At 72.6% G+C, this 20991-nt stretch carries 15 protein-coding genes and 1 pseudogene; 6 read left to right on the forward strand and 10 right to left on the reverse strand.

The genetic code is table 11. The annotated features are described in order from the left end of the window. Together ACFZCY_RS18090 and ACFZCY_RS18095 are read right to left on the reverse strand one after the other, a co-directional pair. The coding region (locus ACFZCY_RS18090) for an SDR family NAD(P)-dependent oxidoreductase (RefSeq protein ID WP_391174252.1) at positions 1-9518 on the reverse strand (9518 nt) is incomplete at its 3' end. A gap of 94 nt (positions 9519-9612) precedes the next feature. After that, a complete protein-coding gene (locus tag ACFZCY_RS18095; protein WP_391174254.1) occupies positions 9613-9852 on the reverse strand; it encodes a hypothetical protein in 240 nt (79 codons plus the stop codon). A 305-nt stretch (positions 9853-10157) separates the two neighbouring features. On the opposite strand from ACFZCY_RS18095, the gene ACFZCY_RS18100 reads away from it, so the two are divergent. Beyond that, positions 10158-11093: a LysR substrate-binding domain-containing protein gene (locus ACFZCY_RS18100; protein ID WP_391174257.1), complete on the forward strand. Its 936-nt coding sequence runs from the start codon at positions 10158-10160 to the stop codon at positions 11091-11093. 69 nt (positions 11094-11162) lie between these two features. Here the strand turns inward: ACFZCY_RS18100 and ACFZCY_RS18105 are convergent, their stop codons facing one another. Beyond that, positions 11163-11858, reverse strand: a complete 696-nt coding sequence (locus tag ACFZCY_RS18105) for an alpha/beta fold hydrolase (RefSeq protein ID WP_391174260.1) — start codon at positions 11856-11858, stop codon at positions 11163-11165. Between the two features lie 131 nt (positions 11859-11989). Between ACFZCY_RS18105 and ACFZCY_RS18110 the strand changes: the two are divergent. After that, a pseudogene (locus ACFZCY_RS18110) lies at positions 11990-12410 on the forward strand (transposase); the annotation flags it as partial. 40 nt (positions 12411-12450) lie between these two features. Here ACFZCY_RS18110 and ACFZCY_RS18115 read toward each other — a convergent pair. Further along, complete coding sequence (locus tag ACFZCY_RS18115; protein ID WP_391174262.1) at positions 12451-13818, reverse strand: alpha/beta fold hydrolase; 1368 nt, start codon at positions 13816-13818, stop codon at positions 12451-12453. Between ACFZCY_RS18115 and ACFZCY_RS18120 the strand changes: the two genes are divergently transcribed. Then, positions 13801-14196, forward strand: a complete 396-nt coding sequence (locus ACFZCY_RS18120; RefSeq protein ID WP_391174265.1) for a hypothetical protein — start codon at positions 13801-13803, stop codon at positions 14194-14196. The genes ACFZCY_RS18115 and ACFZCY_RS18120 overlap by 18 nt on opposite strands. Positions 14197-14211: 15 nt before the next feature. Here the strand turns inward: ACFZCY_RS18120 and ACFZCY_RS18125 are convergent, their stop codons facing one another. Both ACFZCY_RS18125 and ACFZCY_RS18130 read right to left on the reverse strand, forming a co-directional pair. Next, on the reverse strand, positions 14212-14487 hold the full coding sequence (locus ACFZCY_RS18125) for a hypothetical protein (RefSeq protein ID WP_391174267.1): 276 nt from the start codon (positions 14485-14487) through the stop codon (positions 14212-14214). 264 nt (positions 14488-14751) lie between these two features. Continuing rightward, positions 14752-15621 carry a hypothetical protein gene (locus tag ACFZCY_RS18130; protein WP_391174270.1) on the reverse strand — a complete coding sequence of 290 codons (870 nt, stop codon included), beginning with the start codon at positions 15619-15621 and terminating at the stop codon, positions 14752-14754. 34 nt (positions 15622-15655) lie between these two features. Between ACFZCY_RS18130 and ACFZCY_RS18135 the strand changes: the two genes are divergently transcribed. Together ACFZCY_RS18135 and ACFZCY_RS18140 are read left to right on the forward strand one after the other, a co-directional pair. After that, positions 15656-16507 (forward strand): hypothetical protein, encoded by an 852-nt coding sequence (locus tag ACFZCY_RS18135; RefSeq protein WP_391174273.1) that lies wholly within the window; start codon positions 15656-15658, stop codon positions 16505-16507. Next, on the forward strand, positions 16504-17637 hold the full coding sequence (locus tag ACFZCY_RS18140; protein WP_391174275.1) for a hypothetical protein: 1134 nt from the start codon (positions 16504-16506) through the stop codon (positions 17635-17637). The genes ACFZCY_RS18135 and ACFZCY_RS18140 overlap by 4 nt, the downstream gene beginning before the upstream one ends. A 405-nt stretch (positions 17638-18042) precedes the next feature. On the opposite strand, the gene ACFZCY_RS18145 is transcribed toward ACFZCY_RS18140, so the two are convergent. The 4 genes from ACFZCY_RS18145 to ACFZCY_RS18160 all read right to left on the reverse strand — a co-directional run bounded on the left by ACFZCY_RS18145 (position 18043) and on the right by ACFZCY_RS18160 (position 20496). Further along, entirely contained in the window at positions 18043-18681 is a 639-nt protein-coding gene (locus ACFZCY_RS18145) for a CBS domain-containing protein (RefSeq protein ID WP_391174279.1), read from the reverse strand. 323 nt (positions 18682-19004) lie between these two features. Continuing rightward, the gene (locus ACFZCY_RS18150; protein WP_391174281.1) at positions 19005-19622 is read right to left on the reverse strand and encodes a PepSY domain-containing protein; all 618 of its coding nucleotides are present in this window, start codon (positions 19620-19622) and stop codon (positions 19005-19007) included. Between the two features lie 128 nt (positions 19623-19750). Then, positions 19751-19954, reverse strand: a complete 204-nt coding sequence (locus tag ACFZCY_RS18155; RefSeq protein ID WP_391174284.1) for a hypothetical protein — start codon at positions 19952-19954, stop codon at positions 19751-19753. Continuing rightward, a complete protein-coding gene (locus tag ACFZCY_RS18160; RefSeq protein WP_391174286.1) occupies positions 19951-20496 on the reverse strand; it encodes a hypothetical protein in 546 nt (181 codons plus the stop codon). Before ACFZCY_RS18160 ends, ACFZCY_RS18155 begins: the two co-directional genes overlap by 4 nt. A 327-nt stretch (positions 20497-20823) precedes the next feature. Between ACFZCY_RS18160 and ACFZCY_RS18165 the strand changes: the two genes are divergently transcribed. Beyond that, the gene (locus ACFZCY_RS18165) at positions 20824-20979 is read left to right on the forward strand and encodes a hypothetical protein (protein ID WP_391174289.1); all 156 of its coding nucleotides are present in this window, start codon (positions 20824-20826) and stop codon (positions 20977-20979) included. The last annotated feature ends 12 nt before the right edge of the window (positions 20980-20991 follow it).

Genomic DNA, 20991 nt, shown 5'->3' on the forward strand with positions numbered 1-20991 from the left:
GGGCCCCCCCCCTCCCCCGGCGCGCGGGGGGGGGGTCGGCGCGCCCGGGCGGGGGGGCGGCGCCCCCGCGGGCGGCCGGGCGGGCCCCCCCCCCCGCCCCACGCCTCGTCGCCGGGGTCCTCCCCGGCGATCCACCGGCGGGCCAGGGCTGCCGGGCCGGTGTCGGCGGCTGCCGGGTCCGCGGTCGCCGCGGCTCCGGCCCGTCCGTGCCACAGCCCCGCCGGGGCGGCGGCTCCCTCGGCGAACGCGAGCAGCGCCCTGGCGACGGCCGGGCCCTCGGCGCCGACCACGGCGAGCCGCTCGGCCATGGGCTCGCGGCCGCACCTGAGGGTGTGGGCGACATCGGGCAGGGCGACCCGCGCGGTGTGCAGGAACCGGCCGAGCCGGCCGGCGTACTCGCGCAGCCGCTCCTCGTCCCACGCGGACAGCACGTACAGCAGCGGCTCGGAGGTGCGCTGCTCGGCGGCCGGGACCGCCGCGGCGTCCTGGGCCCCGGTGCGGGGCGGTTCGGCCAGGACCAGGTGGGCGTTGGAGCCCCCGGCGCCGAAGGAGCTGAGAGCGGCCCGGCGCGGCCCGGGCGCGCCGCCGTCCCCGGTCTGCGGCTCCCACTCGGCGAGTTCACGCTGTACGCGGAAGGGCGAGCCGGCGAAGTCGATGTTCGGGTTGAGCCGCTGCGAGTGCAGGGACGGCACCAGCCGGCCGTGCCGGAACTGCAGAAGCACCTTGGTGAGGCCCGCGATGCCCGCCGCGGCCTCCAGGTGGCCGACGTTCGACTTGAGCGAGCCGATGGGGAGGTGCGGCAGGTCCCCGTCCGCCCCCTGCTCCCGCTGGAGGGCCTCGTACGCCTTGCGCAGACCGGTGATCTCGATCGGGTCGCCGAGCGAGGTGCCGGTGCCGTGGGCCTCGACGTAGCCGATGTCGCGCGGGGAGGTGCGGGCCCGGCGCATGGCCTGCTCGATCACCCGCTGCTGGGCATGGGGGCTGGGCACGGTGTAGCCGTTGGTCCGGCCGCCGTGGTTGACCGCCTCGCCGAGGATGACGCCGTGGATGTGGTCGCCGTCCGCCAGGGCCCGGCGCAGCGGCTTGAGCAGTACGGCTCCGACGCCCTCGCCCGGCACGTAGCCGGTGCCGTCCGCGCCGAAGGAACGGCAGCGGCCGTCGGCCGACACGAACCGGCCCTGGCTGAGGTACACGTACTTGTGCGGGTGCAGGGAGAGGTTGACCCCGCCCGCGATCGCCAGCTCGCTGTCGCCGCCGCGCAGGCTCTGGCAAGCCAGCTGGATGGCGGTGAGCGAGGAGGAGCACATGGTGTCGACCGCCAGGCTCGGCCCCCTCAGATCGAGAACGTAGGAGACCCGGTTGGCGATCGAGGCGTGCAGCGAGGCCGCCACCGGCCCATCGCCATGCGCCAGGGCGGCCGCGCCGAACAACTGGTATTCGGCGTACATCGCCGCGGCGAACACCCCGACCTGGCGGCCGGCGAGGTCGGCGCGCCGGTATCCGGCGTCCTCCACCGCATGCCAGGCGGTCTGCAGGAACATCCGTTCCTGGGGGTCCATCAGCTCGGCCTCGCGCGGCGAGATGCCGAAGAACAGCGGATCGAACCGGTCCACGTCGTCGAGGAACCCGCCCCATTTGGTGGAGGCGCGGCCGGGGGCCGGGGGGCCGTCCTCGAAATAGCGGCTGTGGTCCCAGCGATCGCCCGGTATCTCGGTCACGCAGTCACGGCCGCTCTCCAGGTTCTGCCAGAACTCCCCCAGGTCGGCGGCCATCGGGTAACGGCCGCTCAACCCGATCACGGCGATGGCGTCCTCGTCCTCGTCCACGGGATGGCCGTCCGCGCCGTCCGCGCCGTCCGCGCGGGCCGGGACGGCGGGGGCCGGGACCGCGGGGGCCTGCTCGCGGGGCGCCGGGGCCGCCGGTGCGGGCTCCGGCCGGTCGACGGGCGCCAGTTCACGAAGCCGGTCCGCATGGTGGTCGGCGAAGTAGCCGGCCAGCTCGGCCAGGGTGGTGTACTCGAAGAACAGCGTCTTCGACAGCTCCCCGAAGGTCTCCTCCAAGTCGCCGTTGAGCCGGACGATCAGCAGCGAGTCGATGCCGTAGCGGTCCAGCGGGGCCTGCGCGTCCATGGCCGCCGGATCGAGCTTGGTCCGCGCGGCGAGGGTCTCCCGCAGCAGGTTCTCGGCCACCGCCCGGGGGTCGGCCGCCGCCTCGGAGCGTGCGGCGGGGGCCTGGGGCACGTCCGGTTCCGCCGTCCTCGGCCGCGCCGCGGGGCTCTCGGCCGGTGACAGGGCGGCCTGTACGGTCCCGGTGTCGCCGAGCGCGACCAGCACGGCACCGCCGGGGAGGGTGAGGGCGGTTTCGAAGGCGGTCAGGCCGACCGGTGCGGGCAGTGCCGCGGAGCCCAGGCGCCGTTCCAGCTCCGCGGCGGACGCCTCGTCGGGCGCCATCCCGCCATCCCGCCACAGCGGCCAGGCGATCGACACCGACCTGCCGTTGCGCCGCCCGTCCGCCACCAGCCGTTCGCGGTGCGCCAGAGCGGCGTCCATGAAGGCGTTGGCGTACGCGTAGTCGGCCTGGCCGACGTTGCCGAGCGGGGCCGCGACGGACGAGAACGCCGCGAAGAAGTCCAGCGGGTGGTGGGCGGTCAGCCGGTCGAGGTGGACCGTGCCGTGGACCTTGGGCGCCAGCACCGCCGACAGGTCCTGCGGCGACTTGGCGGCCAGGAAGGAGTCCCGCAGTACTCCGGCGGCGTGCACCACGCCGTTCAGCGTCCCGTGGTCGGCCTCGACGGCGGCGAGCACGGCTCGTACGTCGTCCTCCCGCGAGACGTCCGCCCGCAGATAGCGCGCCGAGCCCCCGGCTGCGGCGATCGCCTCCAGGCGCGCCCGGGTGCCCGGGTCCGGCTCGGAGCGGCCGACCAGGACCAGGTTCGCGCGCACCCGTCGGGCCAGGTGCTCGGCGAGCAGCAGCCCGATCCCCCCGCCGCCGCCGGTGATCAGGTAGACGCCGCCGTTCCGCAGCGCCGCTCCTCCGGTGTCCTGGGCCGGCGGGTCCACCGGGCGGTACCGGCGGACCAGGCGCTGGTCCCGCTCGTAGCGGACCTCGGCCTCCCGGCCGGTGTCCGTACCGAACTCGCGGAGCAGCACCGGCAGCTGAGCGGTGAGGGTGTCCGGGGCGAGGGCAGCCACTCGGTACTCCAGCGCCGGGTTCTCCAGCCGCGCGGTCCTTGCGAAGGCCGCGACCGCCTCGTGCACCGGTACGGCCTGGTCCGGGCCGCCCGGGACGGCACCCAGGGGATGCGCGAACAGCAGCCGGACCGCGGCCACCGGCCGCCGGCCCAGCAGGGCCTTGGTGAGGTGGAACAGCGAGCCGACGCCCAGGTCGATCAGGCCGGTGCCGAAGGCGTCGGCGGGCGGCGCCGGGCGGCTCCACGCGTGAAGGATCCGGCGGGGTGTGATGCCGTCGGCGGCCAGCGCCGCCATCAGGCCGGTGAAGTCGTCGGGCCGCTCGGGGGCGACCCGGTAGGTACGGGCGTCGTCGCGGCGAAAGGCCGGTCCCGGGGTCACCAGGACCACCGGGGTGTCCGGCTCGCCGGTGTCCCGCAACGCCTGTTCCAGGGCCCGGCGGGCCGCTTCCGCATCCGCGTCCGCGAGCAGCAGGAACGGGCCGCCGGGAGCGCCGGCCGCGGGGCCGAGGGGCGCGGCCTCCCAGTGACCGCGCAGGAACACGGGAGCGGGGCCGCCGACGGCCTCCTGCCGGGGCGCCGCTGCCGGGGTCCCCGCGCCCGCCGGCAGCCGGCGCAGGACCAGGTCCGTCAGGTGGACCGCCACGGTGCCGTCGTCATGGGCCAGGGCGAGGTCGAAGCGTACGACCTGGTCCCCGGGGCCGCCGGAGGACCGCGTGACGTGCACGGTGCACCGGCCCGTCAGGTCGGCGTGCAGGTGCAGCGCGCCGAGTCGTATCGGCAGGTACGCGGCGCCGTCGTCCTCGCCGGATGCGGCGAGCAGGCAGGCCGCCACCTGGAGGGCGCCGTCGAGCAGCGCCGGAGGCAGGACGAACGCCCCGGACGGGCCGAAGCCGCCGTCCGGCGTGGCGGCACCGGTGTCCGCCAGGTCGAGGACGCCGACGGCCTCGTGGCCGGCGCGGTGCGCGAACTCCCGCAGCGCGCGCAGGCTCGGGCCGTGCCGCACCCCGCGTTCGCGGAGCAGGCCGTAGCAGGTGGCGGGCTCGGCCCTGCTCGGGCAGCGCCGCCGCAGGGCGTCCAGTCCGAGGCGCCGCGGGGCATCCGCGGTGGAGGCACCGGCACTGTCCATGACGAGCAGCTCGCCGCGCGAGTACACCGCTTCGGCGCCCGCGCCGTCCTCGGCGTCCTCGCCGTCCTCGCCGTCCTCGGCGTCCGGTGCGCCGTCCGCCGTCACGGTGAAGCTCCGCGCCCCGCCGTGCGGCTCCAGAACCACCCGCAGCGTGCGGGCGCCGCCCCGGAAGGAGAGCATCCGCTCGAAGGCGACGTCCCGCAGTACGCCGATCTTCGCACCGACCGCCGCCTCCCCGGCGGCCCGCGCCAGTTCCAGGTGGACCGCAGCGGGCAGCACGGCCGCGCCCGCGACGGTGTGGTCGGCCAGGAACGGCTCGGCGGTGGTGAGAGTGACCTCCGCACAAGCCCGTCCGGAGCCGGCCGGGTCCGGGACCGTACGCAGCCGCGGGCCAGGCTCCCCGGAGCCGGCCGGTGCGGGGGCGGTGGGCTCCAGCCAGTGGCGGCGCCCCTCGAACGGGTAGGTCGGCAGCGGTACCCGGTGGCGCCGCTGGCCCCGGTGGAAACGCTCCCAGTCCACCTCCGCACCGCGCAGCCAGGCGTCCCTCAGCGCGGCCGGCGCAGAGCCGTGCCCGGCCACCAGAACCACCCCGGCCCCCGCGGCGGCTTCGGCCTGCGCGTACGGCAACACCGGCAGTCGGGGCGCGCGCCGCGCCGGTGCGGTGCCGCTCCCGCCGGAGGCGGCGAGCGCGCGGATCGCCTCGTCGAGCCGGAGGGCGCCGGCCCGGCAGTGGGCCACCAGCTCACCGGCGCCCTCCGCGAAGAAGGTCTCCGGCCGCAGGCCCCAGTCCTCCCAGAGCCCGGCCAGGGCGTACTGGTACGTGAACGCCAGGCCGCGCGGGCCGTGTCCGAGTGCTCCGGCCGCCGCGCACGCCTCGTACGCCTCGGCGAAGGCGGGCTCGGCGGCGGCGAGTTCGGCACACTGCCGCTCATCGGGGCCGTCCAGGGCCGGGAAGGCGAAGGCCGCCGCGGGCGGCGCGTAGCCGGTCTGCGCGGTGTGGCTCTCCCGCGCCGCCCGGTCCTCCAGCAGCGTTACGGCCTCGTCGGTGTCACGGCACAGCAGCCCGAGCCGGAAGCGGTGCGCCGTGCGGCCGACCGCGAGGGTGTAGGCGACGTCCGCCAGCGGCACACCGGTGTCGCGGCGCAGGTGACCGGCGAGCCGGGCGGCGGCCCGGTCCAGTGCGGACGGCGTCGCGGCGGACAGCAGCAGCAACTGCTCGGGACGGGACGGTCCGGACGGCTCGCGCGGCGGCGCCTCCTCCAGTACGGCGTGGGCGTTGGTGCCGCCGACGCCGAAGGAGCTGACCCCGGCCCGGCGGGGACTTCCGTTCGCCGGCCACGGACGCAGCTCGTCGGCGACCCGGAAGGGGGTGTCCTCGAAGTCGATGGCAGGGTTCGGGCGCTGGAAGTTGATGCTCGGCACGATGGTGCGGTGCCGCATCATCAGCACGACCTTGATGACGCCGGCCACGCCGGACGCGGCGTCCAGGTGCCCGATGTTCGGCTTGACCGAGCCGATCGCGCAGTACCCGTTGTCCTGTGTGGTGTGGCGGAACGCCTGGGTGAGCGCCGCCACCTCCACCGGGTCGCCCAGGGTGGTGCCCGTGCCGTGCGCCTCCACGTAGGTGATCGTCCGGGCGTCGGTCCCGGCGGCGGCCTGGGCCTTGGCGACGACCTCTGCCTGCCCGTCCCGGGCCGGCGCCGCATAGCTGACCTTCCCGGCACCGTCGTTGTTGGTCGCCACGCCCCGGATCACCGCGTGCACGGTGTCGCCGTCGGCCACGGCGTCCGTCAGCCTTTTCAGTGCCAGGACGCCCGCGCCGTTGCCGAACACCGTGCCGCTCGCGTCGGCGTCGAAGGCACGGACCTGCCCGTCGGCCGACAGGATGGCGCCCTCCTCGTACAGATGGCCCTTGGCCTCGGGTATCCGCACCGACACGCCGCCCGCCAGCGCGAGGTCGCACTCCCCGGCCCGCAGCGCCTGGCAGGCGAGGTGGAGGGCGACCAGCGAGGTGGAGCAGGCCGTCTGGACGGTGTAGCTGGGGCCCTTCAGGTCCAGCTTGTAGGCCACCCGGGTGGCCAGGTAGTCCTTGTCGTTCCCGAACAGGACGCGGAAGTACTGCGAGGTGGTGCTCTGATCGGTGGCGCCCAGCACGTTGTGCTGCAGGTACGCGTTGTTGGCCGCGCCGCCGAAGACACTGATCGTCCCCGGGTGCCGCGCGGCGTCGCAGCCGGCGTGCTCAAGCGCGGCATGGCACGTCTGCAGGAACAGCCGGTGCTGAGGATCGGTCAGTTCCGCCTCGGCCGGGGTCAGCCCGAAGAAGGCGGCGTCGAACATCTCCGCGTCGTGCAGCGCGCCGAACGCCTTCACGTAAGCCGGGTCGCGGATCAGCTCCTCGGGCACGCCCGCCGCGGCGAGTTCCTCGTCGTCGAAGCGGGCTATCGCCTCCCGGCCGCCGCTCAGCAGGTCCCAGTACTCCTCCAGGTCCCTGGCCCCCGGGAGCCGGGCCGCCAGGCCCACGATGGCGATGGCGCCGTCCGGGAGACCGGCCGCGGCGGGGGGCTCCGCGGCCTGCGGGACGGCGGCTGGGGATGCGGCGTCCGCGGAGACGGCGGTTGCCGGGGCGGCCGCCTCGGGGGCGGGCCGGCCGGGCGCCGTACCGGCGGGGGCGTCGCGCAGCTCACCGGCCAGGAAACGGGCCAGGGCGCGCGGGACCGGGTGGTCGAACACCAGGGTGCGGGGCAGCCGCAGGCCGGTGTCCTGGGTCAGCCGGTCCCGCAGGTCGACAGCCAGCAGCGAGGTGAACCCCAGGGCACCGAGAGACCGGCCCGCCCAGCTCGGTGCCACCTCATCGGGCGACCCGACGCCCAGCAGCGCGGCCACATGGGAGCCGATCAGCTCCAGGACCATACGTTCGGCCGCGGCCTCGGGCATCCCGGCCAGCCGCCCGAGCGGCCCGGTGTCCTCGTCCTCCGGCTCCTCGGCACGGTCCGCGGGCACCGGGGCGGCAGCTGCGGCGGTCACCGCGGTCGGGGCGGAAGCCGGGGTCCCGCCCAAGGGCCCGGCCCAGTCCACCGGAACGCCGCGCACGTACAAACCGGCCAGGGCGGACAGCAGCGCGGTCCGCCCGTCGCGGTCACGCCGGAGGGATCCCATGACCACGCTGTCGAACTCGGCGTCCGCGGCCTCAAGGGTGTTCGTGACGCCCATGGTCAGCGCCGGATGGGGGCTGAGCTCCAGGAACGTCCGATAGCCCGCCTCCACCTGGGCGCGCACGGTCCGTGCGAACTCGACCGTACCGCGCAGATTGCGGCACCAGTAAGCGGCGTCCAGCTCGGTGCCGTTCAGCAGCTCGCCGGTGACGGACGAGCGGAAGGGCACCCGGGCGGGGCGCGGTGTGAGCGACGCCAGATCCCGCGTCATGCGGTCGGTGATGGCGTCGATGTGCGCGGAGTGCGCGGCCAGTCCCACGTTGATCAACCGGGCCCGTACGCCCTCGGCCGTGAGCTCTTCCACCAGCTGCGCCACGTCCTGCTGGCCGCCGGAGACCAGCACCCAGTCCGGCCCGTTGACCGCGGCCAGCCCGAGCCGGCCGTCGTAGCCGGCCAGCCGGTCGCGCAGTGCCTCCGCCGGGAGTTCGACGGAGGCCATGTCCCCGGCGCCGACCAGGGTCGCCTGGGCCTTGCTCCACTGCGCGGCGACCGTGGCCGCGTCCTGAAGCGAAAGGGCGCCGCAGACGTACGCGGCGGCCACTTCGCCGAGGCTGTGCCCGATCACCGCGTCGGGCCGCACGCCCCAGGACCGCAGCAGCGCGGCCAGGGACACCATGATCGTGAACAGCGCGGGCTGCACCACGTCAACGCGTTGCAGCGAGGCCGCCCCGGGCCGGTCGTGCAGCAGGTCCGTCAACGACCAGTCGAGGTGCGGTGCGAAGGCTTCGACGCACGCCTCGGCCTCCTCGCGGAAGGCCGGGCAGGACTCCAGCAGGTCGGCGGCCATGCCTTGCCACTGAGTGCCCTGGCCGGGGAAGACGAGGACGATGCGGCCATCGCTCACCGACGCCGTGCCGCGGATCATCCCGGCGGCCGGCCGGTCGGAGCAGAGTGCGGTGAGGCCCCGCAGGAAGTCCTCGCGGTCGCGGCCGAGCACCACCGCACGGTGAACGGACCCGGCCGCGGCGGCGTTTTCGGCGACCAGGGACCGGCCGAGGTCCAGCGGCGACCGCCCGGGCTCGCGCTCAGCGGCGGAGCTCAGCTCGGCGGCCCGCGCCTTGAGAGCCGCGGCCGACGACGCCGACAGCACCCAGGGCAGCACCTCGGCCCCGTCCGTGCCCGCTCCGTCCGCACCCGCCCCGCGGTGCGCGGCGGCCGGGGCGCCCCGGCCGCCGCGGGGGCTGCCCGCGCTCCTCGGCTGGGAGGCGGCCGGGCGCGCGGGCAGCCGGATCCGGCGGCGCTCCTGGCCGTCGTAAACGTTCTCCCAGTCCACCTGCGCACCGGCGAGCCAAGCCTGACGCAGCGCCTCCAGCGGGGAGCCGCCACCCGCCCGCAGCGCCACGTCGCCCGCCTCGGGACCGGCCTGGTCGAGGGACTCGACGGGGATACGGAAGGAACGTGTGCGCCCGTCGGCGGGCGGCTTCGCACCGTCGAGCAGTGCCACCGACTTGGCCAGGCCCAGCGCGCCACTGACGCAGGCGGCGGCGATCTCGCCGACGCCGCTCGCGTGGATGGCACGTGGCCGCAGTCCCCAGTGCAGCCACAGCCGCGCCATCGCGTACTCGAAGGCGAAGACGGCTCCCCGGCCACCGTGCCGGAAGGCCCCGGCGCGGCGGCACGACTGGTGGTATGTGGCGAAGCGGGGGTGGGCGCGGGCGGCCTCGGCCGCCAGGCGTTCGACGTCGGGCACGTCGCCGGGAAGCTCGAACACCAGCGAGCCGGGGCCATCGACGGCGACCGCGCCGGTGTGGCCGTCGGACGGCGGCTCCTCCAGCAGCCGGGCGGCCTCACCGGGGTCGTGGCAGAGCACCGCACGGCGGTGCCGGTGGGCCCGGCGCCCGGTGGCGAGCGTGTAGGCGGCGGCCGCCAGGTCGGCCTCCGGCAACCGGCGCAGGCGTGCGGCCACGTCGGCGGCCGCGGCATCCAGCGTTCGGGGTGTCCTGGCGGACAGCACGACGAGAGTTTCGGGCCCGGTCGGCGCGGTAGCCATGGGGTGGGTATGGGCACTCTTCGAGAAGCGCGTGGACATCTTCCTCTTTCCTGACCGCCGGCACCCCGGCAGCGAATACCGGATTTCCGCGATGTCAGACCCTCAGCGCGGGCGCCTCGACGCGCCCGCCGACGAGCAACGGTCCGCCCTGCGGTTCGTCGTCGCCGTACGTCGGCGCGGAGCACCCGGGATCGTCGAGGGCCGGCACCCGGACCTCGGTGAGGCATGCCCTGACGGCAAGGGTCGCTCGGGCGGCCATGGCGCCCGGTTCGGCGAAGAAGGCATCCGAGTCGATGAACTCCTCGGCTTTGCGGCGCAGTTGCGCAGGCAACACAGCGGTGTTTCTCCTGGATATCGCCCTGGACCAGGGCATGATCGGACACGGCGCACACGGTGGACACAGCTCGCACGGTGGGCGCGGCGGACGCGGCGAACACGGAGAGGGCAGCGCGGTACGTCGGTGGACTGCGCGCGGAGGACGGGGGTTGGCTTTGAAGCGTAGGTCGACAACCGGCCAACGGCTATTGCCGTTTGCGATGTGGGGCGTTCTCATCTCGTCAAAGGGCCAGGTGTGCCGTGGTGAGTGCAGGGCGCGCTGTGGCGACGGCAACACGCGTGGGAGCTGAAGAAGGGGGCGACATGCCGCTGGTTCCGGTCAACCTCGTGTATTTCCTGGAGGTGGCAAGGGCTGGATCGGTCAGCGAGGCCGCCCACATCCTGAACGTCGCCCCGTCGGCGATAAGTCGTCAGATAGCCAAGCTGGAGGCCGAGATCGGGGTGCCGCTCTTCATCCGTCATCCCCGCGGGATGACCGTGACCGACGCGGGCTCGCGGCTGCTGGCGCACGCTCGCCGCAGCGAGATCGAATCGGCCGCGCTCGTCGAGGAGCTGCGCACAGGGCAAGGAGCCGATGTTCGCTGTGTCGCCGTCGCCTGCTCCCAGGGATTCGCGCGCCGTGTCGTACCGGGTGCGATGGCCGCCTTCCGGCGCCGGCATCCGGACGTGACCTTCCGCCTCGACATCGTGTCCCGGCAGGAGGCGACGCGACGGGTGGCCGACGGGATCGTCGACGTCGCCGCCACCTACGCCATGGGCCCGCAGCACGATGTGCGTGTGGAGTGCGCCGTCGTCATCCCGGTGGCCGCGATCGTCCCGCTCGGCCACGAACTGGCCGGGCGGGAGCGGATCACCCTGCCGGAGCTGTGCGCGTATCCGCTGACGCTCAGCCCGACCGGCTCCAGCCAGCGTGAACTCTTCGACATCGGCGTCCGTCTGGAGGGTCTTTCCGTCCGCCCGGCCCTGGTCTGCGACGGCCTCGCCCCACAGTACGAGTTCGTACGCTCCGGGGGCGGGCTGGCTCTCGTCGGCGATCTCGGCGACCTGGGCGACCTGGGCGAGTGCGCCTCCGCGGAGGGCGTCGCGTACGTCCCGATCGACCACCCGGTCTTCCGGCAGCGCGAGGCGCAGGTCCAGACGATGCTCGGCCGTCGGCTCCCGTGGGTGACCTCGCAGTTCACCGAGCTGCTGGCTTCGCTGCTACCAGGACACTCAGGGGCCCGCCCACCATCGCAGTGACCGGTGCCGCCGGCCGTCGGCAGGCGCACTTGGTCCTCGAATCGCCGGCCCGGCTCGTCCGCGCTGCCGTCACAGGCTCAGCAGCAGGTCCCGGACCGCGGCGGGCTGGGACAGGAACGGGTGGTGGCCGGCGTCGAGTTCGACGACGCTGTCGGCCCGGCGGGCGAACTCGCGCTGGAGGCGCGGCGGGGTGCCCCGGTCCTGGGCGCAGAGGAGGTACGTCGAGGGCACCTGCTGCCATGCGGCCGCCCCGACCGGCTGCGCGGTCACCCGCACGCTCTGCCGGGCGAGGTGGTCCGCCGCCTGTGCCTGGATCGCGGGGTCGCAGTCCTGCAGGAACGTGTCCACGAGCAGCTCGGGGCGGACCCCGAAGGTGCCGTCGTCGGGATCGACGTCGAGGAACGGGGCGGGGCGGCCGCTCCCGAACTCCGACAGGCTCTGCCCGACCTCGGGCAGGTAGCTGGAGACCATCACCAGGTGGCGTACCGACGCGACGCCCGCGGCGGCTTCCGCGGTGATGATGCCGCCGTAGCTGTGGGCGACCACAACGGTCGGCTCATCGCTGTCCAGCAGCGCCTGCCGCACCGCCGCGACGTCCTCGGGCAGGCCCGGACCGCCGGCGCCTCCGGGCAGGCCCGCCTCGCCGCAGCTCGGCAGCGCCGGGGCCACGCTCAGCACCCCTCGCCCCCGCAGCAGCTCGGCGGTGCGGTGCCACCACCACGACCCGTCCCGCACGCACGCCCCATGCACGAACACGACCCTCATCGCTACCTCCATGTCTGCCTTGACTGCTCTTCGATCAACGAGGACAAAGCCACCGTTACGGGGACGTGGCTGATCAGCGTACGCAGCACGGGCCACTGGGAGACCAGGCCACGACGGGATCAGACGGTGAGGACGAGCTGCGCGTTCCCCGGCGCCGTGAACGGCCCCGCACCAGGCCGGACGTGGGCATGGCCGACAAGGCGTACTCCTCCCGCGCGATCCGCGAGCATCTGCGCAGGCGCGGTATCCGCGCGGTGATCCCCGCCCCAGTGGACCAGCGCGGTCACCGGATCCGCCGAGGCGGCAGGCCACCGGCCTTCGACCGCGAGACCTACAAACAACGCAACACCGTCGAGCGGTGCATCAACCGCCTGAAGCAGTGGCGAGGCATCGCCACCCGCTACGAGAAGACCGCCACCATCTACCTGGCAGGACTCCACATCGCAGGCATCTTCCTCCCGTCGATCACCTGTCGATGATCTCGCCAGCACCCGCACCGCCTGTTGCTCACCGGCAGGTGTGGCCGGAGCCGTTCCCACTCGGCATCCGTGAGACCACCGCGTTCCTGTTGCCTCATACGGCATGGCCTCCCCTACCGTCGCGCCAGCCAGGTCGCGATCTCGTCCACCACCGCGGAGTCAACGTGTCCTGGCCGCGCGTACTCGGCTGGGGTGGGTTGGCCGCTGCCGGTAAAGAAGAGGTGGTTGGCGTCCTCGTGGATCCGGATCGTCACCTCGGGCCGGTGCGCCAGGGCGCGCTGCCAGCCTGTCAGGTCGTCGGCGATGGTCACTTGGTAGTCTCGCCCGCCCTGAAGGATCAGCATCGGACAGCCCAATTGGGCTGCTGTGGCCACTGGGTCGTAGGCACGCAGGTCGAGCCAATAGGCGGCGGGGAACCCCAGTGGCAGCTGCTTTGACGGCATGTCAGGCGAGAGTTCCGGGTCCGCCACCGACGCGGCCTGCTGGATCAGTGCTGACACCGCCTCGTCCGCGCTCGGACCGGGTGCGAGCTCCGCGAGATAGCGGGCTACCCGGACGGCCGCCTCATGCATCGGCTGCGTGTCCGCGGCGAGCAGCACCAGGCCCGCGATCGACGGGTCGGCGGCGGCGATCCGGGGGGCCACCTTGCCGCCCATGCTGTGGCCGAGCAGGTGGATCCGGTCCGCTGCCACCTCGGGCTGCTGCCGGAGCAGCCGGACGGCGGCGAGCGCATGGGGCAGGTACTCGTCGGCCATGGTGAAGTCCGATGGCAGACGATCCGGATGCGCGAAGGTCACCTTATCGAAGCGCAGCACGGCTACCCGTCGGGAGGCGAGTCCCCAGGCGAGGTCCTTCAGCGGCTTGTTCGGGCCGCTGCTTTCGTCCCGGTCGAACGCGCCGCCACCGCTGAGCAGCACCACGGCGGGCCACGGTCCGGGGCCGGCGGGCATGCTGAGCGTGCCGGGGACCGCGAGCGGACCGGTACCGAGCAGGACGTCCCGCTCGGTGAACCGGTCCGCATCCGCATAGTGCGGTGACTGCCACTCGGCGCCGCCGTGCAGATCGAGTCTCAATCCATGCAATAAACCGTCGTCGCCGACCGACGTGACCACGGTGAAGCTGCCATGTGCGCAGGTCACCGGGATACGCAGGCGCACCAGGTCGCCCTCGCCGGCCTCGGCCACCGGCTCCTCAACCACTTTGACGCCGCCTTCTCCGGCAGCCTCGGCCGCCCACGCGAGCCGCAGGGCCTCGGCCGAGACTGCGGCCCGCAGTGGGGGCGCGAACAGCGCCACGATTTCGCCGAACCGCTCCGCCCGCAGCAGCGCGGCGAAGCCTCGCGCCAGCTGCTGACCACCGCTCAGCTCTGCGCGCGCATCCCAGAAGCCTCCAAAGCCACCGTCTACCGGCACATCGATCTGCTGGTGAGCGGCGGGATTCTGGAGGTGGCCGAGGAGCGTAGGGTGCGCGGCGCGGTGCAACGGCACTACCGGCTGCGGCGGGACCGAGCTGTGATCGGCTCTGAGATGGCCCGCACGCTCACCCCCAAGGACCACCGACAGGTATTCGCCACCGCAATGACCGCCCTGCTGGCCGAGTTCACCGCTTATCTCGACCGCGATGGAGCTGATCCTGTGGCCGACCAGGTGGGGTACCGGCAGCATGCGCTCTGGCTCAGCCCGGCGGAACTGGATGAACTGATCGGCGAACTGCGGGCGGCCATCGCGCCGAAACTCGCCAACCAGCCGAGTCCCGAGCGAGCGCAATACCTGCTCAGCCCTATCCACTTCCCAATGGAAGCCCCTCAGCTGGAGGCCGAGCGGCGAACGACAGGAGCCGAGCAGGAGACAGATACATGATCGGCCGGACAGCTCCTAGCTGTTCTGCCGGTCCTCTGCCTCGTGCGCACGCGAACGACGACTGCGGAGGCGTTCCAGGACGACTGCGCCGAGGAGCACGAGCCCGATGGCGACGACTTTGCTCCCCTGGTAGCCAGCCGCCGGGTCGTTCGCGGCGCCGGTTCCCAAGAACTCCCACAGCGCCCAGGCGATCCCGGTGACGATGAGGAGGACGGCCCCCACCGGGCCGATGCCCCACCACCACGGCGCCTGGGGGTGCTCGTCGGACTGGTCGCGTTCGTCGTGCGCCAAGGTTGTTCTCCAGGTCATGAGTCGGGTAGCGGTGCCCGGCGCCGTCACGGGCCGGTGAAAGGAGAGACGCGTGGCGCGGACCACCTGGTTGCCTGCGGCGCGGCTCTGTCCCACCGACTGCCGCAACCCCAGGGCGCACGCGATCGGCGAGCTGATGCTCGAAGTCTCGCCGCCCTACCTGTCCGACACCGCCACGGCCGATGTCCTCGCCCCGCTCTGCGAAGAAATCGACGAGGAACTCGAGCACGGCTTCGCAGCCCGCCGCTACGCCCTGTCCGGCAACCGCCGCGCCCTGCACGGCACTGTTCTGCGACCGCTGCTGCTTGGCTGCTGCTGTGAGGCACCAGCGACACCGCCCTGCAACAGCGGCTCACCACCGCCGAAACCGCCATCAAGAAACTCAACCAGAAGCTGGCCGAGGCTGGCTCTGCCGCACGCGCTCAGGCCACCGAACTCCTGGACCAAGCCGAGACGATGGACGCCGAGCACCTTGCTGCCCGCATCGCCGTTGCCGACAGAACTCTGAAGGACGCTGAGCGTGCGGAGGCGGAAGCGGGGCTGCTGGTGCGGCAGGCCACCAAGGACCACGAAGAGGCGGCCACCGCCCTCGATGACTTCCCCGGTGTCAAGGTGCCGGCCATCGACAGCACCCAGGAAGCGCAGAAGCAGCTGCAGGAAGCCCAGCACCTGCTGGAACAGGACCGCGTCCTCGCCCAGGTACGGCATCTGGACGCCGAGAAGATCCACCGGCGCGCCGACCAGGCAGCCAGCCACGCCGCGCAGCTTCGGCAATCGGTCAGCGCCCTCAGTGCGGCAAGCGACCATCCAGCCCTTGGCCAGGGTGCTGACGGCGCCGCGGAGATGACTGTGGACGCGCTCCTGCTCGAACAGCACGGGCTGTCCGCCGTGACCGCGCAGTCGCTGCAGCCGCACGACGCCGAGCAGATCAAGGACGCCCTCGTCCGCGAGGTCACTCAGGCCGACCGCGCCCTGGAGAGAGCCAGAACCTCCCTGCGCAAGGACGTGCAGAAGGTGGAACGGCTCGCACAACAGCCGGAGTACCTGCAGATCGTCGACGGACGGCTGCGCGAGCGCCTTGCAGCAAGACCTCACCACCCCCGCCCGGCTGGCCACACTCCTGGAGGACATCGAGGAGCGCGAACGGCAGGTGGTCGCGCTGCTGGCCGAGTCCGCCGAGGACCAGGCCCGCGTCGTGGACGCCTGTACGAGCACAGTCGAAGCGGTCCTGGACAGCGTGGAAGAAGTCGCCCGCCACTCCCGTCTTCCCAAGTATCTGGGGAGTTGGTCCAGCCAGCGGTTCCTGTCGCTGGAGCTGCGCCAGCGCGCCACAGGCGACGAACTGGCTCGGAGACTGTCCGCCGAGGTCGACCGTCTCATCACCAACCTGCCGGCCAAGGCCGCCGGACGGGCCAGCGCCCTGCCTGAGGCGATTGACCTGGCCAAACGACTGGTCCTGGCAGCTCTTGGCGGCCACGGCAACATCGTCGCGAAAATCATCAAGCCGACACAGAGCCTGGACAACGTCGAACGCCATTCCGTCACCGAGATCCAGAAATTCAGCGGCGGCGAACTGCTGACCGTGTCCGTGCTGCTGTACTGCACGCTTGCCCGGATGCGTGCCGCCCAGCGCGACCGGCGCATCCCCGGCGGAGTGGGCACACTGGTGCTGGACAATCCCTTCGGGAAGGCCGACTACAGGCCCTTCGTCGACCTGCAGCGCCGCGCCGCCGCCCACGGTATCCAGCTCGTCTACACCACCGGATCCAACGATCTGCCTGCCCTGGGCCGTTTCCCCCTCATCATCCGCATGCGCAACGGCGTGGACGTGCGCACTAAACGGCGCTACGTCCAGATCCTCGACCGGTACGGCGACGCCGTCGCTGCCGGCGTCGCCCGCGCCCAAGACGACGGCATCACCTCTGCCCATCTCCTGCGCCGAACCGTCCTGCGCACCGAGGCAGAACCAGACACTCAAGCCCCCGAGCAGGATGCCGTGTGACCGCCGCCGATCACATGGCCGCGTTCCTCGCCCGGCAGCCCCGCCAGCGCGTCGACTTCGACGCGCTGGCGGGCGCCGCCGACGCGGGCGACTCCAGCCTGGCCGCCTCGCCCCGGCGACGCCGCATCCTCGCCGACGCCGCCCGCACCTTGGCCCACCGCGGGCTGGCCATCCTGCCCAAGGGAAGCGACGGCTGGGACTACAGCGCCCACCCACCCCTGCCCCCGCTGGGTCAAACGCCCGCCTGCCACCCGGCCACCCCGCCGCCGACACACCCCCACGCCTATGTCGAGCAGCTGCGCTTCGCCACCACCCTGCGCCTGACCGCGGGCGACCACGCCCTGCTCGGCCCGGTCAACGCGCTGCTGCGCGAGCAGCCGGACGCCGAGATCATCCCGCTGGCCGACCGCTCCTACGAGCTGTACGGCGACGAAAAGCGCCTTAAGAACATCGAACGCCGCCACCTCGTCACCAAAGGACTGCTGGACCTCACCGTGCACCTCCGAGCCCGGCCCACGCCCGCCCCCCTGGCGATGTATGAACTCGGGTCGGCGCCCTGGATGCTCATCGTCGAGAACACCGCCGCGTTCACCAGCCTGCGCGACGTCCTCGGCACCTGGCCCGACCGCAGCCAAGTCGGCTGGCTCGGCTTCGGCGAAGGCGACCACCTAATCGCCTCCCTGCCCACCGCCCAGACCTCCTTCCGCGAGCGCGACCACCCCGTGGACACCCTGCTGCTCTACGCAGACCTCGACCTCAAGGGCCTGTGCTGCGCCCAGAAGGCCAGTGAGCGCGCCCATGCTGTCGGCCTTCCCCCGCTGCAGCACGCCGCCGGCCTCTACCAGGCCCTCCTCACCCGTCCACCGCGCACTCACCCGCCCGTCGCCGCCGACGACGCCCATGCCGCGGCCACCTGGCTGCCACCACACCTCGCCGCTCCCGTCGCACAGTTGCTCACCGATGGCCTGGTCCTGCGCCACGAAGCCCTCCCCTTCCCCCAACTCCGCTCCCTCCTCATCCCCAACACCCCGCTGCTGCCCCAGATCCGCGGCATGACGCTGCCCACCACACCGGCGATCTCGCAGCCCCCGCCTCGATCCGCACCGGCACCGAGAGACCCCAGCAGATGAACCCCCGCTACCCCCGCCATGCCTGCCGGTCCCCAGCGCCGACCTGTCCCGCTCCGACTCACAAACCTGGAGCGACATCTTCATCACGACCATCGGCACCGTCCCGACGCGATCGAACGCGTCCTGTTCGCCCTCGCCCGTGCGCAGGGCATCGATCCCGGCACCGCTCCCTGACCCAGCCGAACCCGTTCGTCACGTAACGGGCACAACTGCGGGCCCCGGGCTTATGGACGGTCCAACGGAATGGTGAGGCGGGCTGCCGGACCATCATCATTTAGCGAGGCGACAGCGGCGATCCAATATCGACCGCACCCGGCGAAGTGCGGATCATCGTTCACGACGAGCGCCTGTTGCCGATTGCGGTCCTCGTGTTGGAGCAGTCGAGGGGGAGCCAGGGCGGACCACCTAGCCCGTGGCGGCGAGGTGGGCGTCCACGTCGACGACACCGTCGACGCCCTGGCAGAGGCCCACGACCACTGGGATGAGACGCGGTTCCGGGACGTGACCCCGAAGGGTGACGTCCCCGTCACGGACTGCGACCGAGACGGTGCCCTCGTCCAGGCCGAGGATGCGCCCCAGGACGTCCTGCTCGACCTCGTCGCGGATCTCGAGGTCGGAGCGGAGGAAGGCGTCGAGGAGGTCGCTGCGGCTGATGATGCCGATGAGGAGCCCGTCGCCGCCGACCACCGGCAGCTGCTTGACGTGCCGCCTGCGCAGTTCCCGCGCGGCCCGGGGGATCGTCCAGTCGGCGCGGGCGGTGAAGACGGGGCTGCTCATGAGCGCGCCCGCGGCCTGGGCCCGGGCCTTGGCCCAGGCGCGGTCGTCGTTCCCGTCCTGCCCCTGCGGATCGGGCCTGCCGGTCTCGTGCCGCAGTACGTCGGACGCGGACACCATGCCGAGGGGTGCGCCGTTGTCGTCGAGGACCGGGGCCGCGGCGATGTCGTTCGCGTCCAGCAGGGCGGCGACCTCCTGGAACGGCGTGTCGGGGCGGAAGGTGACGACCTCCTCGGTCATCACGTCCCCGACCGTGCGGCGGTGCAGCATGGCATCGGCCTCCTCCGCTTCGCGACGGGGCGGCCGCGGCCGGGCCGCCCCGGGCGGGCCACGCGCGGTGCGCCGGCCTCCGCGGCCCTGCCGGCTCGCCCACGACGTCTTCTCTACCCATGACAGCACCGTGCCGCTCCGGCGACCACTGACGTTCGACCTGGCGGGGAAGGCCGGCGGTCCTTACGGCCAGGAGTGCGGCCGAGCGCATGCCCACGGGCACGACCCCCGGAACGGACGAAGGGGCCGCGGCCGCCGGACAGTGGCGGGCGCGGCCCCTTCGGGCTCCGGGGGAGGCCTCAGACAGGCGACCTGGTGCCTGATCAGCCGTCGTCGCCGTCGTCCTGGTTGTCGTTGTCGTCGTGGTCCACATGCTGGTTGAGGACCTTGCCACTGGCGGCGTCAACGGTGACGTCGTGGTTCTTGTGGTCCTTGCCGAAGACGTCGACCTCCCAGATGAGGGAGCCGTTGCGGTCGGCGGTGTCGAGTTCGGCGGAGGTCGCGGTGCCGGGCACGGCCTTCAGCGCGGCGGCGGTGGCCTCGTTGTAGCTGACCGTGTCGGCCTTGACCTCGGTGCGGTCCTGCGCGGTGTCGTCCAGCTGCCGCTCGCCCTGGGAGAGCTGGACCGAGGACTTCGGCGCGGGGCCGTTGTCGTCGGCGAAAGCGCCGGCGGCACCCGTGCCACCGATCAGGGCGACGGCGGCGGCCTGCGTCCAGCCGGTCGTACGGCCATGTGCGGGGGAGGTCTGCGCGACCAGGCCCCCTTCGTTCGCCGCGCCCTGTTGCCTTCGAATTCGAACAAGCGATCTAATCAGGGCATGACCCAGAACGATTTCCCCTCTGACCTCACGGAGGCGCAGACCGCCTGGTACCGCACGTACTGGCAGCTCGCGGAATCCGGCCCGGCAGCCAGCACGACCACGGACCGCCGACGCCTCCAAGAGCTGTCAGCACAGATCGCCGACCACCCTTACTGGCGCGGACCATCGGGCACACCCGCCGCACGCATGGAGCTCAAGGAACTCGCGCGGCGCAGAGTCGGGCGGTGAGTCTCCCTGGTCCTATGAGCTCAGGAACCGGTGCCTCCCGCGGCTCCGGAGAGCACCAGCCGCTGTCGTGGTCGGTCTGCTCGGCAGCGACCTGTTGGTGGTGATTGCTCGTAGCCGAGGTCGTCGACCTCCCCCAGCTCGGAGCGCAACGAGAGCAGCTCGCTCTCCACCGAGCTGGTCTGGTTCGTGAGCCGACGGATCTGGTAGCTGTACTCGTCGCTCACGGCCGCGCCTTCCCGCTGGTCTCCGAATCCTCCATCGAGGCGCCAAGGACGACCATCCAGCCCAGGATGATGGCCGGCAGGAACCACAAGCTGATCAGGCTCAGGCTGACCAGGGCGACCAGGACCGCGACCACATGCAGGCCGACGGCCACCTTGCGGCAGTGGAGGTGCCTGTCGGCATCGACCTTCTGATGGAAGCAACCGGCCATGGTCCCCACAAAGTGCGGGACCAACAGGAACAGCCACCCAAAGGAGCGGTCCCAGGCAAAGGTGAGGGCGATCAGCCCGGCCCCGACCCCCGCCTGCCCGCGCCAGGACCACACCACGATGCGCTCGCTGCGCTTCCGCTTCGGTTCGGCTATCCGCTCGGGGATCGTCTTCTCGAACTCCACCAGCTCGTCGGCGGCCTCAACCAGCCGCTCGTACTCCACCTCGAACTGGTCGTCGTCGGTCGAGCACTTCAGCACCTCGGCATGGCAAGCCCCCACATGATGCTGGAGCTGCGCGAACTGTTGATCTAATTTCTGCTCGGTGCTGTCCACTGAGGTACCCCCACCTGCGATGCGACAACGAGTCGCCCGAACACTGCCCAGCGACAACCGCCGCCAGCCGTCGAACTGATCGACCGTACCCGTACTCGGGAGGGCTGCGCAGAGGGCGGAGGACAAAAGGGGCTGACCCCTCCAGACACCCGCGTCCGAGGGTTCAGGACAGGTTGTCAGTGGGAGCTGGCACCCTCCCCACCGGGACACATCAACCGCTGCCGGTGACACGATGAGTTGGGGCGAAGGGGTGGGGATTCCTTGCGGGATGACAGGCGGCAGATCCAGACCGCGGTATTGGGTAGCGCGGACTCGGAGGAGCCGCTGATGCTGCCGTTGGAGGCGATCGAGCTGGACGCCTTCCGCCACCGGCACGAGCACGACACGTTCTGGTGCGGGCTGCTGCTCGGCGGGTGCGGCGGCCAGTTGACGACCAAGCTCTACACCGACCGGGTCTGTTCCCTGTCAAGTCGTACGTGTTGAGGGGTGGCGAGC

The sequence above is a fragment of the Streptomyces sp. NPDC007983 genome, assembly GCF_042958345.1.
Lineage (GTDB): Bacteria > Actinomycetota > Actinomycetes > Streptomycetales > Streptomycetaceae > Streptomyces.

Bases quoted from the DNA above. Each gene is read 5' to 3' on its own strand.
- ACFZCY_RS18165 (WP_391174289.1), top strand. From the start codon at position 20,824: ATGCTGCCGTTGGAGGCGATCGAGCTGGACGCCTTCCGCCACCGGCAC.
- ACFZCY_RS18105 (WP_391174260.1), bottom strand. From the start codon at position 11,858: ATGAGGGTCGTGTTCGTGCATGGGGCGTGCGTGCGGGACGGGTCGTGG.
- ACFZCY_RS18145 (WP_391174279.1), bottom strand. From the start codon at position 18,681: ATGCTGCACCGCCGCACGGTCGGGGACGTGATGACCGAGGAGGTCGTC.
- ACFZCY_RS18100 (WP_391174257.1), top strand. From the start codon at position 10,158: ATGCCGCTGGTTCCGGTCAACCTCGTGTATTTCCTGGAGGTGGCAAGG.